This is a genomic window from Mesorhizobium sp. KR1-2 (assembly GCF_040045035.1).
Lineage (GTDB): Bacteria > Pseudomonadota > Alphaproteobacteria > Rhizobiales > Rhizobiaceae > Pseudaminobacter.
Genome location: NZ_JBDZDS010000005.1, coordinates 292,774 through 305,887, shown reverse-complemented (window position 1 = coordinate 305,887; position 13,114 = coordinate 292,774). Strand labels below are relative to the sequence as shown.

At 63.8% G+C, this 13,114-nt stretch carries 10 protein-coding genes; 4 read left to right on the top strand and 6 right to left on the bottom strand.

Going from position 1 to position 13,114, the window contains the following annotated elements; genetic code table 11:
* The first annotated feature begins 272 nt into the window (after positions 1-272).
* Entirely contained in the window at positions 273-1,676 is a 1,404-nt protein-coding gene (locus ABLE85_RS13185; protein ID WP_348793179.1) for an MFS transporter, read from the top strand.
* A 96-nt stretch (positions 1,677-1,772) separates the two neighbouring features.
* On the opposite strand, the gene ABLE85_RS13180 is transcribed toward ABLE85_RS13185, so the two are convergent.
* Positions 1,773-2,678, bottom strand: coding sequence for a peptidylprolyl isomerase (locus ABLE85_RS13180; protein WP_348793178.1), 906 nt, complete (start codon positions 2,676-2,678; stop codon positions 1,773-1,775).
* Positions 2,679-2,914: 236 nt separating this feature from the next.
* Here ABLE85_RS13180 and secA point away from each other — a divergent pair, with 236 nt between their 5' ends.
* Positions 2,915-5,641, top strand: a complete 2,727-nt coding sequence (secA, locus tag ABLE85_RS13175) for a preprotein translocase subunit SecA (RefSeq protein WP_348793177.1) — start codon at positions 2,915-2,917, stop codon at positions 5,639-5,641.
* Positions 5,642-5,708: 67 nt separating this feature from the next.
* Here secA and ABLE85_RS13170 read toward each other — a convergent pair whose 3' ends face one another.
* A complete protein-coding gene (locus ABLE85_RS13170) occupies positions 5,709-6,047 on the bottom strand; it encodes an antibiotic biosynthesis monooxygenase family protein (protein ID WP_348793176.1) in 339 nt (112 codons plus the stop codon).
* 202 nt (positions 6,048-6,249) lie between these two features.
* Here ABLE85_RS13170 and ABLE85_RS13165 point away from each other — a divergent pair, with 202 nt between their 5' ends.
* On the top strand, positions 6,250-7,662 hold the full coding sequence (locus ABLE85_RS13165) for a lipopolysaccharide biosynthesis protein (RefSeq protein WP_348793175.1): 1,413 nt from the start codon (positions 6,250-6,252) through the stop codon (positions 7,660-7,662).
* Positions 7,662-8,945 carry a GNAT family N-acetyltransferase gene (locus tag ABLE85_RS13160; RefSeq protein WP_348793174.1) on the top strand — a complete coding sequence of 428 codons (1,284 nt, stop codon included), beginning with the start codon at positions 7,662-7,664 and terminating at the stop codon, positions 8,943-8,945. The genes ABLE85_RS13165 and ABLE85_RS13160 overlap by 1 nt, the downstream gene beginning before the upstream one ends.
* On the opposite strand, the gene ABLE85_RS13155 is transcribed toward ABLE85_RS13160, so the two are convergent.
* From ABLE85_RS13155 to ABLE85_RS13140, 4 genes are all read right to left on the bottom strand, one after another.
* Positions 8,932-10,593, bottom strand: a complete 1,662-nt coding sequence (locus ABLE85_RS13155; protein WP_348793173.1) for an AMP-binding protein — start codon at positions 10,591-10,593, stop codon at positions 8,932-8,934. The two genes, ABLE85_RS13160 and ABLE85_RS13155, sit on opposite strands and share 14 nt — an antisense overlap.
* A gap of 269 nt (positions 10,594-10,862) precedes the next feature.
* Complete coding sequence (locus ABLE85_RS13150) at positions 10,863-11,405, bottom strand: hypothetical protein (RefSeq protein WP_348793172.1); 543 nt, start codon at positions 11,403-11,405, stop codon at positions 10,863-10,865.
* A 37-nt stretch (positions 11,406-11,442) separates the two neighbouring features.
* The gene (locus tag ABLE85_RS13145; RefSeq protein WP_348793171.1) at positions 11,443-12,042 is read right to left on the bottom strand and encodes a hypothetical protein; all 600 of its coding nucleotides are present in this window, start codon (positions 12,040-12,042) and stop codon (positions 11,443-11,445) included.
* 46 nt (positions 12,043-12,088) lie between these two features.
* Positions 12,089-12,904: a hypothetical protein gene (locus tag ABLE85_RS13140; protein ID WP_348793170.1), complete on the bottom strand. Its 816-nt coding sequence runs from the start codon at positions 12,902-12,904 to the stop codon at positions 12,089-12,091.
* Positions 12,905-13,114 lie beyond the last annotated feature (210 nt).

Sequence of the window (13,114 nt, the reverse complement as noted above, 5' to 3'; positions counted from 1 at the left end):
ACCTCGTCGAGCATGAAGCGCAAACCGAGGCCCCGTTTGCCCGATAGAACGTGGCCGCGCAAGGCGTTTTCACGCGTAACTGCCTGGAAGCGCCGGGGATTGATAGAGCTGGAGAACAGGTTGGGCACGCGGGGATTGCGCCCGCGCCATCCAAGCTGTCATGACGCTACGACGAAGGATCCGCAAAACTGGACCGGCTCTTCCGCCCCTCTGAGGCATTGCGATCTGCTGCCCGACACCTCAGGCTTGGATTTCCCACGAAAGGATATCGCATGACGGAACTGTCGGAACGCGCCGAAACAGGATGGGCTGACCTGCTTGCGGAAGGCAGGCTGCCGCGTTTTGCGCTGATCTGCCTGGGCATCTGGCTGAATGCCGCCGACACGCTGGTTACCGCCACCATCATGCCAAGCGTAGGCGCGGAGCTGGGCGGCTATGCCTATTTCAGCTGGGCCGTCGCCGGCTTCCTGGTAGGCGCGATCCTGGCCGGCGCGAGTGCCGGCAGGCTTTCCGAAATCTTCGGCCTGCGGCTCGCAACCACCATCGCCGGCCTGGTGCTCACCGGGGGCTGCGTGCTCAGCGCGGCCGCGCCCGACATAGGTTCTTTCCTCGTCGGCCGGCTGCTGCAGGGCATAGGCTGCGGCTGGATCGCCGGCTTCGCCATGGTAGCCATCGCCGTGCTCTTTCCCGGGAGGCATCTGGCGCGGGTTTTCGCCGCTATCTCGGGCGTGTGGGGCATCGCCACCGTACTCGGCCCCCTGGTCGGCGGCCTGTTCGCCGAGACCGGCGGCTGGCGCTGGGTGTTCTGGCTGTTTGCCCTGCAGGCTCTCATTTTCGGTGCCGCCGCGCCCTTTCTGCTCAAAGGCACGAAGAAATCGGAGACGAGCACCGGCGTGCCCTGGCTCCAGCTTCTCACGCTGGGGCTCGGCGTCAGCGCCATTTCGTTGGCCGACACCATTGCCCAGCCGTCGATCACGATCGGCCTGGTGGTGGCCGGCCTTGCCATCCTCGCCCTTGTTCTCTGGCTCGATGGCCGGACGGGCGTTCGCCTGCTGCCGCACCGGGCCGGCGACATGCGGACCATCTGCGGCTCGGGCTATGCGGCAATCTTTGCGCTAACCGCCTCCTCGATGGGGCTCACCGTCTATGGCCCTGCGATCCTGCAGACGCTGCGTGGGCTCTCGCCGCTTGCGGCCGGCTATATCGTCGGCGTGCAAGCCCTCTCGTGGACACTGGCCGCATTCGTGGTGGCGGGGGTAGCCGACGGCGGCGAACAGCGCTGGATCCGGCGCGGCGCGACCGGCATTCTTGCCGGCGTAGCCCTGCTGGCATTGCTGCTGCAGAGCGCTCCGCTCGGCTTCGTCATCGCCTCGGCGGCAACCGTCGGCGCGGGGTTCGGCTTCTCCTCCAGCCTGATGAACCGGCGCATCCTGGGCGCACTTGCCGACGAAGATCGCGCCATCGGCGCCTCCGCCTTCATTGCCGTTCGCCAGTCGGGCGGCGCGGTCGGCGCAGCGATCGCCGGTGCGACCGCCAATCTCGTCGGCTTCGGCTCCGGGCTGACGGTCGCCAGCGCCGAGGCGACCGCGGTGTGGGTCTTCGTGACCGCGCTGCCCATGGCGTTCGCCGGCTTCCTGGCCGCCTGGCGGCTCAGCGGATCGGCGGTCCGCGCCTGAAAAGGCCGACGTGCAGCAGAGCTGACGCCAAGAAAAAAGGGCCGCGAATGCCGCGGCCCTTTTTCTATTCGTCGCTTCAAGATCAACCCGAAACGCTTACTTGTCCTGATCCATGTGGTCGACGGCCTTCTTCAGTTCAGGATCGGCCACGTCGATCTTGGCCGCGCCGCGCAGCGACTTGACCAGCTCGAAATACTTGTCGCGCAGGAGCAGCGAACGCACCTGGCCCTTGACCTGATCGAAGGCCGGCGGCTGCTGGGCGCGCTTGTCCTCGACCTTGATGACGTGCCAGCCGAACTGGGTCTGCACCGGCTCCTTGGTGTAGGCGCCCGGTTCTAGGGCGAAGGCGGCCTTCTCGAATTCCGGTACCATCTGGCCGGGGCCGAAATAGCCAAGGTCGCCGCCATTGGCGCCCGAGCCGGCATCGCTGGACTTCTCCTTGGCGATGTCCTCGAACTTCGCGCCGCCATCGAGCTGCTTGATGATGGCCTCGGCCTCTTCCTTGGTCTTCACCAGAATGTGACGAGCATGGACCTCATTGACGGGCGGTGCAGCGGCGATTTCCTTGTCGTAACGGGCGCGAACCTCGTCATCGGTGATCGCCTTCGACACTTCCTGCTCGACCACCTGGCTGTGCAGGGCGCGGTCCTGCAGGAACTGCATGCGGCGCTGGAATTCCGGGTCCTTGTCGAAGCCCTTGGCCTTGGCCTCGTCGGCCAGCAGGCGGATCTCGATGATCGCCGAAAGGGCGGCAGCGCGGCGCTGTTCGGCCGGAAGCTTCGAAAACTGCTGATCCAGGTCGCTTTCGGCGAGCGTCAGGTCAGCCTCGGTGATGGACTGGCCGTTAACGGTCGCCACAACAGCGGCAGGATCGACGGGCTTGGCAGGCGCCTCCGCGGCGGGCGGCGTTTCCTGCGCGAACGCCAGATTGGCGGCAGGAACTGCCAAAGCGAGCATCACGCCGAGGCCGGCTAGTGAGGCACGTCTGAACGAAAGGGGCATCGGAAGTCTCCGGTAGGAATGATGAAACCTTCTGATCAGCACAAATATGGCTGAATTAGGCGCGGGCAACAGGCACGCTGCCAAGTTGACATCGCTTCAGGCCCCTCTTATCTGTCCTTCGACTTCGCGTCCAGAACCGTTTTCCGGGCGCTTTTCGGTGTTACCTGCTCTATATGGACCTTGTGTGGGTTCCGCCGCCACCCGGTCGGCAAGAATTCGAACTGAAAGGCCTTTTGATGGTCAGTCTCGGCGGCATCGCCCGTAAGATTTTCGGCTCCTCCAACGATCGTCGCGTCAAGGCGACACGCCCACGCGTGGCGGCGGTCAATGCTCTCGAAAATGAAATCCGCGCTCTGTCGGACGACGAGTTGCGCGCCCGCACCGTGAAGTTCCGCGAGGAACTGGCCAACGGCGCCAATATCGACGACCTGCTGGTTCCCGCCTTCGCCACCGCGCGCGAGGGCGCCCGGCGTGCGCTGGGCTTGCGTCCCTTCGACGTCCAGCTCATCGGTGGCATGGTGCTGCATGACGGCGGCATCGCCGAGATGCGCACCGGCGAGGGCAAGACGCTGGTGGCCACCCTGCCCGTCTACCTCAACGCGCTGACCGGCAAGGGCGTCCACGTCGTTACCGTCAACGACTACCTCGCCAAGCGCGACTCGGACTGGATGGGTCGCATCTACAAGTTCCTCGGCCTCACCGTCGGCGTGATCGTGCACGGCATGAGCGACGACGAGCGCCGCGCGGCCTATGCCTGCGACGTGACCTACGCGACCAACAACGAGCTCGGCTTCGACTACCTGCGCGACAACATGAAGTATGAGCGCGCGCAGATGGTGCAGCGCCCGCACCATTACGCGATCGTCGACGAGGTGGACTCGATCCTGATCGACGAGGCGCGCACGCCGCTGATCATCTCGGGCCCGCTCGAAGACCGGTCCGAGATGTACAACACGGTCGACGCCTTCATCAAAACGCTGCTGCCGGTCGACTACGAAGTCGACGAGAAGCAGAAGACCGCCATCTTCACCGAAGAAGGCACCGAGAAGGTCGAGAACCTGCTGCGCGATGCCGGCCTGCTCAAGGGCGAGTCGCTCTACGACGTCGAGAACGTCGCCATGGTGCACCATGTGAACAACGCCCTGAAGGCGCACCAGCTGTTCCAGCGCGACAAGGACTACATCGTCAAGGACGGCGAGATCGTCATCATCGACGAGTTCACGGGCCGCATGATGCCCGGCCGCCGCTTCTCCGAAGGCCTGCACCAGGCGCTCGAGGCCAAGGAGCACGTGCAGATCCAGCCCGAGAACCAGACGCTGGCGTCGGTCACCTTCCAGAACTACTTCCGCATGTACGAGAAGCTGGCCGGCATGACCGGCACGGCGTCGACCGAGGCGGAGGAGTTCGGCAACATCTACGGCCTCGAGGTCACCGAGGTGCCGACCAACCTGCCCGTCCAGCGCATCGACGAGGACGACGAGGTCTACCGGACGGTCGAGGAAAAGTACAAGGCGATTGTCAAGGAGATCCGCGAAGCCAATTCGCGCGGCCAGCCGACGCTGGTCGGCACGACCTCGATCGAGAAGTCCGAGCACCTGGCCGCACGCCTGCGCAAGGAAGGCTTCGCCGATTTCGAGGTGCTGAACGCCCGCCATCACGAGCGCGAGGCTTCCATCGTCGCCCAGGCCGGCAAGCCCGGCGCCATCACGATTGCCACCAACATGGCCGGCCGCGGCACCGACATCCAGCTCGGCGGCAACGCCGAGATGCGCATCGCCGAGGAGCTTGGCGACATGCCGGAAGGCTCCGAGCGCACCGCCCGGGAGCAGGCGATCCGTGATGACATCGCCGTGCTCAAGGAAAAGGCGCTGGCCGCCGGCGGCCTCTATGTGCTTGCCACCGAACGCCATGAAAGCCGCCGCATCGACAACCAGCTTCGCGGCCGTTCCGGCCGTCAGGGCGACCCCGGCCGCTCGAAGTTCTTCCTGTCGCTGCAGGACGACCTGATGCGCATCTTCGGCTCCGAGCGCATGGACGGCATGCTCCAGAAGCTCGGCCTGAAGGAAGACGAGGCCATCATCCATCCCTGGATCAACAAGGCTCTCGAAAAGGCGCAGAAGAAGGTCGAGGCGCGCAACTTCGACATCCGCAAGAACCTGCTCAAGTACGACGACGTGATGAACGACCAGCGCAAGGTCGTATTCGCCCAGCGTCTCGAACTGATGGACGGCGAGAACCTGTCCGAGACCGTTGCCGAGATGCGCCAGGACGTCATCGACGACCTCGTCGCCAAGCATATCCCCGAGAACGCCTATGCCGAGCAGTGGGACTCGACCGGCCTCAAGGAGGAGGCGCTGCAGTTCCTCAACCTCAACCTGCCGGTCGAGGATTGGGTGCAGGAAGAAGGCATCGGCGAGGAGGTCATCCGCGAACGCGTCACCGAGCAGGCAGATTCTGCTGCTGCCGACCGCGCCGAGCGCTTCGGCCCCGAGGTGATGGCCTATGTGGAACGCACCGTCGTGCTGCAGACCCTCGACCATCTCTGGCGCGAACACCTGGTCAACCTCGACCACCTGCGCTCGGTCGTCGGCTTCCGTGGCTATGCCCAGCGCGACCCGCTGAACGAGTACAAGTCGGAAGGCTTCGAGCTGTTCCAGGCCATGCTCGGCAATCTGCGCCAGGCGGTGACCGCACAGCTGATGCGTGTCGAGCTGGTGCGCGAGGCAGCCGACGCCCCGCCGCCGCAGGCGCCGGTGGCGCATGGCCACCACGCCGACCCGCTGACCGGCGAGGACGATTTCGGCGAAGGCGCCGCCACTCTGGTTCTGGACGACACCCGCGTCGTTCCTGCCGAGGAGCGCGACCCGAAGAACCCGTCCACCTGGGGCAAGATCGGCCGCAACGAGGCCTGCCCCTGCGGCTCCGGCAAGAAGTACAAGCACTGCCACGGCGCTTTCGCCTGAGCGACAGCGAACAGCGAGCTCTAACGCCTCTTACAAAGGCCCGACCTTGAAGGGTCGGGCCTTTCTGTTATTGGCGGACATGGCCGTAGGTCGCGATGGCTGCCCTTATGCCAAGCCTTGCCATGAATTCCGGTGGGTTGAAACCAATCTGCCGGTGCATGTCCCGCACGGCGGACTTGGCGCGTTCCACGACAGCCTCGTCTTCCCACTCGACGATGGTGACGAGATTGTATTCGCCCTCGCCCGAAGACCGCTCCAACACGAAATCCTGCAGGAAGCCGGGCTGCGTTCGCAGCACTTCGTGCGTCTGGCGCACCCTCTGCAGAAATTCGTCGCGCGCCCGGTTGGGAACGGCGAACTGATCCATTCGGTAGACGCGTCCGTTTACAGTCTTGTCTTGAAGCATGATGTCCTCTCTGAGATGGGCTCTCTCCAGCAAGTTCATGCAAGCGAGGCCTGAGCGGACACAGCTATGCGACCTCAACCAAGGTTGAGGTCAAGACGGAATTTCACGCCGTGGAAACCGCCCGCCAGACACGACCCCGAACCGTTTCTTAAAGAGTCTCGCCTATGGCTCAGAGATCATGTGGAAGATCGGAGAATAGTGCGTGCGCTTTTCCGCAGCAATGACGGCCGAGCGTTTCCTGCCGGCGCCGCTGGCGCTTCGCCTGCGGCCGCTGCTTAGCCGGATCGACGCAATATTGTTCTCCGCCGACGAGCGCGGCGAAGCCGGCCGCATGTCGCTGATCGCCTTCGCCATCCGCATCGTCAGCGCCGTCATCGCCTTCGTCAGCCAGGTGCTTCTGGCGCGCTGGATGGGCGGTTTCGAATACGGCATCTTCGTGCTGGTCTGGGTGACGATGATCATCATCGGCAACCTGGCCTGCCTCGGCTTCCACACCTCCGTCATCCGCTTCATCCCCGAATACCGGGAAAAGGGCATGCTGGCGGAACTGCGCGGCATGCTGCTTGCCAGCCGCCTGTTCTCGCTCATCTCCGCCACGCTCATGGCCGGCCTCGGCGCGCTGGGCATCTGGCTGTGCTCCGACCTGATCGAGAGCTACTACGTCATACCCTTCATGCTCGGCGTCATCTGCATGCCGATGATCGCGCTGTCGGATGTGCTGCAGGGCATCTCGCGGGCGCACTCCTGGGCGATTTCGGCGCTGTCGCCGACCTACCTCACCCGCCCCGTCCTCATCCTGGTCTTCATGGCCGGCGCCCTGCTCGTCGGCTATCCGCCCACGGCGACGACGGCCGTGTTCGCCGCGATCCTGGCCACCTACGCCACGACGATCGTGCAACTCGTCAGCGTCACCGGCCGTGTCGACGCCAAGGTCGGCCCCGGGCCGCGCAAGACCTATCTGCGCAGCTGGTTCATAGTCTCGGTGCCGATCTTCCTGGTCGAAAGCTTCTTCTTCATCCTGACCAATGCCGACGTGCTGATGGTCGGCGCCTATATGGAGCCGCAGGACGTCGCTGTCTACTTCGCCACGGTGAAGACACTGGCTCTGGTCCACTTCGTCTATTTCGCGGTCAAGGCAGGCGTCGCTCAGCGCTATGCGCAATTCACCCATGGCGACCCCGACCGCCTCGCCGACTTCGCGCGCGAAACCGTGTCCTGGACGTTCTGGCCCTCGGTCGCGATGGCGCTCGCCGTTCTGGCGCTCGGCAAGCCGATGCTGATGCTGTTCGGCCCCGGCTTCGACACGGGCTATCCGCTGCTGTTCCTGCTGACGCTGGGGGTTGTCGCCCGGGCTGCTGTTGGCCCCTGCGAGAGCCTGCTGACCATGAGCGGCAACCAGAACATCTGCGCGCTGGTCTATGCGCTGACGCTGGCGATCAATATCGGCCTGAACGTGCTGTTCATTCCGCATTTCGGCCTGTGGGGCGCCGCGATCGCCACCACGGTTGCCATGGCCTTCGAGGCAAGCGCGCTTTCCTTCACCGTCTGGCGCAAGCTCGGCATCGTCATGGCGATCTTCATGCCTGCAACGCAAGCCCGAGAGGAGGCCCTCTGATGGCAGCCGTTCCGCTTGTCGAGGAAACCAGCGCCGGCCCGGCCGGCACGATGATCTCGGGCTTCGCCGACCTCGGCGGCAAGGCTGTCGACCCCGCCCATGTGGAGCTCGCGGCCAACAGTCGCCCGCCGCGCCGGCTGGCAATCTATCCCGCCTCGGCCGGGTTCGACCTGATCGAGGAACTCGACCATCTGAGCACGCGGACGGTGGAATCCAACGTCTTCTTCAACCCGCGCTTCCTGGCGCCAGCGATGCCGCGCCTGGAAGACCGCGAGGTGCGCCTGGCGGTCATCCGCGACGGCGACGAATATCGCAGCCGCCTGCGCCTGTTGGTGCCCTATTCGGTGGAGCGGCCGAGCATCCCGCTCGGCGTCCCGATCCTGCGCAGCTGGGCGAGCCCTTTCGGCCCGCGCGGCACGCCGCTGCTCGACCGCGACGACCCCGAAGGCGTGGTCGAGGACTTCTTCGCGATGCTGGCACGCCCGCATCTGAAGCTGCCTAAGGTCTTCGTCGTGCCAGATATGCTGCTTGACGGGCCCGTCGCCGGCGTTCTGCGGCGCGTGGCCGAGACACGCGGCCTGCCGATCGCCATCACCAACGAGGTGGAGCGACCCTTCCTCCAAAGCCAGCTCGAAGGAGACGACTATCTCAAGGCCTCACTGCGGCAACACCACTACCGCGAGTTCCGCCGGCTGAAGCGGCGGCTGGCCGAACACGGGCAGCTCGAGCATGTCGTGGCGCGCGGTGAGGACGAGATCCGCAACGCGCTCGAGACCTTCCTCACGCTCGAGGCTGCCGGCTGGAAGGGCCGCAGGCGCACCGCCATGGCCGCCGACCGCTACCGCGCCGCCTTCGCGCGCGAGGCCGTGCATTGCCTTGCCGAGCGCGATCTGTGCCGCATCCACCTGCTGACGCTGAATGGCGAGGCCGTCGCCTGCCTCGTCGTCTTCATCGAGGCGGGCGTGGCCTATACCTGGAAGACGGCCTATGACGAACGCTACAGCGCCTATTCCCCCGGCACGCTGCTGATGATCGAGGTGACCCGGCAGCATCTCGACGATCCCAACGTCGTCATGACCGACTCCTGCGCTGTGCCGGATCACCCGATGATGAGCCGGCTATGGTCTGAGCGGCGCACGTTCGGCACCGCGCTGATCGGGCTAACCCCCGACGCGGACCGCGCCACCCGCCAGGCGGCGTCGCAGCTTCACCTCTACACCGAAACGCGCAACCTGGCGCGCTTGCTGCGCAATCGGATGCGCGGCCTGCTCAAGCGGGACTGACGGTTTCGGGGGTCGAGAGCTTGGCCTCGCGCCTTGCCCGTTCGCGAAAGATGCGTCGGATGACCTTGCCGCTGGTGGTCAGCGGCATTGAATCCACGAACTCCACCTCGCGCGGATATTCATGCGCCGAAAGGCGCTCGCGCACCCACAGCCTGATTTCCTCGGCCAGCGCCGCGTCGCCGGCAAAACCGTCCTTCAACACGACATAGGCCTTGACGATCTCGGTGCGCAGCGCGTCGGGCTTGCCGACGGCGGCGGCCAGGGCCACTGCCGGATGGCCGGTCAGGCAATCCTCGATTTCACCGGGGCCGATGCGGAAGCCGGCAGAGGTGATGACGTCGTCGTCGCGGCCGAAGAAATGGATGTAGCCGGCTTCGTCCTCCACGCCCTGGTCGCCGGTGGTCATCCAGTCGCCGATGAATTTTTTCGCGGTGGCATCCGGGTTTTGCCAGTATTCGAGGAACATCACCGGGTCCGGGCGCCGCACCGCGATCTGGCCGATCTCGCCGGCGGGGAGGCGGCGTCCTTCGCCGTCGATGATCCCGACCGAATGCCCCGGCACGGCCTTGCCGATCGCACCCCCACGGGTCACGCCGAGCGCAGCGCAGGACGACAGCACGATGTTACACTCGGTCTGGCCATAGAATTCGTTGACCGTCAGGCCAAGCTCGGCCTGCGCCCACTCATAGGTTTCGCGCCCGAGCGCCTCGCCGGCCGAACCCACGCTGCGCAGGCCGAGCCGGAAACGCTTGCTTGCGCCGGAAACGCCCTTCAGCATCCTCAGCGCAGTCGGCGGGATGAAGGCGGTGCGCACCTGCATCTTCTCGATGAGGCCGAGGGCGGCCTCCGGATCGAACTTGTCGAAGCGGCTCGCCACCACCGGCACGCCGAAATAGAGCGCCGGCAAAAGAGCGTTGAGCAGGCCGCCGGCCCAGGCCCAGTCAGCCGGCGTCCACATCAGGTCGCCCGGCTGGGGCAAGAATTCATATGCCGTCTGCACGCCCGGCAGGTGGCCCAGCAACACGCGATGCCCATGCAACGCGCCCTTGGGCGGCCCGGTCGTGCCCGAGGTGAAGATCATCAGCGCCGGATCGTCCGGCGACGTGTCCTCGGCAGCGAACGACGCCGGCTGGCTGGCAAGGATACGGTGGAAATCCTGCGCGCCGCGCTCCGCTCCGTCGATGGAGACGATGTCTTCCAGCCCGCCAAGGCGGCCGGCGATGGCGGCGAGCTTGGCGCAGCCGGCCGAGTTGGTGACGACAAGCTTCACGCCGGCCGTTTGGAGGCGGTATTCCAGCGCCTCGACGCCGAACAGGAGCGCCAGCGGAACCGCGATGGCGCCGAGCTTGTAGATGGCGACGTGGGCGATGATCGTCTCGAAGCACTGCGGCAACAGCAGCGCGACGCGGTCGCCGCGCCGGACGCCGAGCCGGTGCAATCCATTGGCGAAGGCGTTGGAGCGGGCCGCAAGCTCACCGAACGTCAACCGGGCGGCCTTGCCTTCGGCGCCGTAGTCGAGCAGTGCGGGCCGGTCGGGCTCGCGAAATGCCCAATGGTCGGACACCGCGACGCCGATGTTGAAACGATGCGGAATCCTCCAGCGGAAATCGCGGTAAAGACTTTCGTAGTCGTCGCGCCGTTCGAGCAAGCGTAAACCCTGGTCTGCGCCCTGACGGCAGGAAGGCCGCCAGGCTGGACAGGACGTGGATAAGGCTGCGGAACGACGACGTCAACCAAACCCCTCGCCCGAGGCGTACCGGGGCGGAGCCCAGCGCCTCGCAAAGCCAAAGGCCTGGCACCAAAGAAACCTCTTCTTGTGAAAGAGGCTCCCTCAGCAGCCAGGCCTTCGCGCCGGCGCGGGGGACGGGCGCGGGCGGGAATAGGACCGTTAGCGGCCAGTCCTATTCCATAGGGAAATCAAAAGTGAAGGTTCGGCCAAAGTGGCTGGCCCGTGAAACCGCAGCCAAACCAGGTACCGGTGTAGTCCGAGTAACCCGTGATGCAGCCGCCGCCGCTACCGCCACCCCCGCCGGAAGCGTCAGTCCCGGCGATTGGCTTGACCGGATGCGGAGGCGTTGGCGGCTTGGGGGGCTTTGGGGGCTTGGGCGGCTTGGGGTGATGATGATGGCCGTTGCTATTGCCATTACCGTTGCCGTTGCCGTTTCCGTTACCGCCGTTACCGTTGCCGTTGTTGTTGCCATTGCCATTGCTGGCATTGCCATTGCCATTGTTGTTCCCATTATTGGAACCGGTATTGTCGTTGCCGTTGCCATTCCCGTTGTCGGAACCGACATTGCCGTTTCCGTTGCCATTGCCGTTGTGGCTGCCAGCATTGCCGCTGCCATTCGCGTTACCGTTTCTGTCGGCGGAATGGACGGCACTGAGGAATGGCGAAGACAAGAACAATGATGTTACCAGGATCAGCGGCAGACGCTGGATCGCTGTTGGAACCTTTGTCATCTTCGCCTCCTTTCTTTCGCTAAATGTTTATTTCCTGTTACTTATTGCGATTACCGTTTCCGTTATTGTTGCCGTTGTTTGAACCAATGTTGGAATTGCCGTTGCGATTCCCGCCATTGTAGTTGCCGTTCAACGAACCGATATTGTGGTTGCCGTTGTACGAACCCTTGTTCAGGTTGCCGTTCAGGGCACCAACGTTGCCGCTGCCGTTATGCGAACCCTTGTTCAGGTTGCCGTTGAGCGCACCAACGTTGCCGTTGCCGTTGTCCGTTCCCCTGTTCAGGTTGCCGTTGAAGGCGCCGACGTTGTTGTTGCCGCTCGTCGAAGAGGCATTTCCGTTACCGTTGAAAGCGCCGACATTGCCGGTGCCGCTATTGAAGGCGCCGATATTGCCGGTGCCGGTGTTGCCATAGCCGTAGTTGCCTGATGACGAATAATTGGCCGCGGCCGCGCTCATGCTGGCAATATCGGACATGGAAACCGGGCCGCTCGAGGCGGTTTCCGTTCCCAGAGAAAGACAGCACACGGCCGCAGCCGCGCCGGTGAGAAGCAATTTGAATTGGTTCATGGTTTTTCCCCATACTTGCGCAGGGCCAGACCACTGCGTCGAAAAATGGTGCTTGGTGATTGCCGGCATGGGGCCGCCGCGCAGAGCGGGCGACGACCCCTGATCGCTACGCGGATCAGTTCCAGTTGCCGTTCCAGTTACCGTTCCACGAGCCGCTGTTCAGCAGGCCGTTGATGTTGCCGTTGAGGTCGCTGCGGTTGTGGTTGCCGTTGTAGTTGCCGTTGTACCAGCCGCTATTCAGTATGCCGTTGGCGTTGCCGTTGGCGTTGCCGCGGTTGTAGTTGCCGTTGTAGTTGCCGTTGTACCGGCCGCTATTGGCAATGCCGTTGCCATTGCCGTTGCCGCCGCCGCGGTTGTGGTTGCCGTTGTAATTGCCGTTGTACCAGCCTTCATTGGAAATGCCGTTGCCATTGCCGTTGCCATTGCCGCGGTTATGGTTGCCGTTGTCGTTGCCGTTGTGCGAGCCTTTATTGTCGATGCCGTTGGCGTTGCCGTTGCCGCTGCCGCGGTTGTGGTTGCCGTTGTCGTTGCCGTTGTAGCTACCTTTGTTGCCGATACCGTTGGCGTTGCCGTTGCCGCTGCCGCGGTTGTGGTTGCCGTTCTGGTTGCCGTTTTGGCTGCCACGGTTGTCGTTGCCGTTCATGTTGCCGTTGTCACTGCCGCGATTGCCGTTGCCGTTTTCGTTGCCGTTGCGCGAGCCTTTATTGTTGTTCCCGTTTTCGTTGCCGTTGTTGCTGCCCCGATTGTCGTTACCGTTGTTGTTGCCATTGTCCTTCCCGGTATTATTATTGCCGTTGTTGTTGCCGTTGTTGTTGCCAACATTGCCGTTGCCATTGCCGTTGCCATTACCGCCGCTGCCACCGCTACCGTCAGCAGCCGCAAGCGCCGTCATTGCCAAAAGTGCAGTCGCGGCGAGGAAAACCTTCTTCATGTCACGTTCCCTTCGTTGCTAAGATAATTTGGATGTTTTTCAAAAGATAAATTGCTCTTAGAAACCTCACAAAAGAAGCTTCTCTTGCAACTTGCTCATCGTTGCTTTTGATGAGCTTAATAACAACTCGGGATAAATACCTTTATTTGTAGGGAGATGCAGAAAAAGCCTTCGTAATTTTACGAATGCGTGTCAGGGAAAAACCTGACG

Excerpts from the sequence above, each read along its gene's own strand:
- ABLE85_RS13185 (WP_348793179.1), top strand. The coding sequence starts at position 273 with ATGACGGAACTGTCGGAACGCGCCGAAACAGGATGGGCTGACCTGCTT.
- ABLE85_RS13180 (WP_348793178.1), bottom strand. The coding sequence starts at position 2,678 with ATGCCCCTTTCGTTCAGACGTGCCTCACTAGCCGGCCTCGGCGTGATG.
- secA (WP_348793177.1), top strand. The coding sequence starts at position 2,915 with ATGGTCAGTCTCGGCGGCATCGCCCGTAAGATTTTCGGCTCCTCCAAC.
- ABLE85_RS13170 (WP_348793176.1), bottom strand. The coding sequence starts at position 6,047 with ATGCTTCAAGACAAGACTGTAAACGGACGCGTCTACCGAATGGATCAG.
- ABLE85_RS13160 (WP_348793174.1), top strand. The coding sequence starts at position 7,662 with ATGGCAGCCGTTCCGCTTGTCGAGGAAACCAGCGCCGGCCCGGCCGGC.
- ABLE85_RS13150 (WP_348793172.1), bottom strand. The coding sequence starts at position 11,405 with ATGACAAAGGTTCCAACAGCGATCCAGCGTCTGCCGCTGATCCTGGTA.
- ABLE85_RS13145 (WP_348793171.1), bottom strand. The coding sequence starts at position 12,042 with ATGCCGGCAATCACCAAGCACCATTTTTCGACGCAGTGGTCTGGCCCT.
- ABLE85_RS13140 (WP_348793170.1), bottom strand. The coding sequence starts at position 12,904 with ATGAAGAAGGTTTTCCTCGCCGCGACTGCACTTTTGGCAATGACGGCG.